Raw genomic sequence first — 1,210 nt, forward strand, 5'->3', positions numbered from 1 at the left:
GTCGCTGGTGTGCGCACGGCTAGTACTGCCGACCAGCAAACTCGAGACCATCGAGGTCCTCGAGGACATCGGCGCCCCCGCTCCACATCTGTCGAGCATCAAACGGGCGCTGGCCCGGTGCGTGGAACGCGACTACCGCACCACGATCGCCACCGCCTGCTGGGAGCACGTCACCCGGGACGGTGGCCCCGGGGTCGCGCTGGTGCTGTACGACCTGACGACGCTGTACTTCGAGGCCGAGAAGGAGGACGGCCTGCGCAAGGTCGGTATGAGCAAGGAACGCAAGGTCGATCCGCAGATCACCGTCGGACTGCTGGTGGCCCGTGACGGGTTCCCGCTGGATATCCACGTTTTCGAAGGCAACAAGGCCGAGACCAAGACGCTGATCCCGGTGATCACCGCGTTCCAGCGGCGCCACCGGATCGACGACATGGTCGTGGTCGCCGATGCGGGGATGCTCTCGGCGGCCAATCTCAACGCGCTGGAGGATGCGGGGCTGTCGTTCATCGTCGCCTCCAAGACCTCACGGGCCCCGAAGGAGCTCGAGGAGCACTTCGGCGTGCGCGGGAACGCGATCTCCGACGGTGACACCGTCGAACTGACCCGCGCCATGGGCCAAGGCAAGGACCGGCGGGATCGGCGGGTGGTGTGGCACTACACCTGGGATCGGCACAAGCGGGACAAGCGGACGTTGAACGCGCAGATCGAACGTGCCCAACGCGTGGCCGACCGAGCTGAGCCGCTACGCAAGCAGCGGTTTGTCAAGGTCACCGACCAGAAGGTCGCCCTGGACGAGGTGTCGATCCAGCGGGCCCGCGAGTCGGCCGGCTACAAGGGCTATGTCACCAACATCGCACCCGAGGTGATGGACGGGCCCGCGGTGGTAGCCGCCTACCGCGACCTGTGGAAGGTCGAGCAGTCCTTCCGCATGGCCAAGTCCGACCTCAAAGCGCGGCCGATCTTCCACCGCACCCGCGATGCCATCGAGGCGCACCTGACCATCGTGTTCGCCGCCCTGGCCATCGCCCGATACCTGCAGGCCGAAACCGGGATGTCGATCAAGAAGATCGTCCGCACCCTTCGCCGGATCCACACCGTCATCGTCGACATCGACGGCCACCACCTCACCGCCCGCACACCCCTCGACGACACCAGCGCCGCGATCATCGCCGCCCTGCCAGCGGGGCACTAAGGAGGTCCAACTCAGGTC

General features: G+C 66.4%; 1 protein-coding gene. It reads left to right on the forward strand.

The features are described 5' to 3' along the window. On the forward strand, positions 1 to 1,192 hold a 1,192-nt coding region (locus ACH0BZ_RS16360), incomplete at its 5' end, for an IS1634 family transposase (RefSeq protein ID WP_406899803.1). Positions 1,193 to 1,210: the final 18 nt, after the last annotated feature.

Origin of the sequence: Dietzia sp. 179-F 9C3 NHS (assembly GCF_045369825.1) — a bacterium.
GTDB lineage: Bacteria > Actinomycetota > Actinomycetes > Mycobacteriales > Mycobacteriaceae > Dietzia.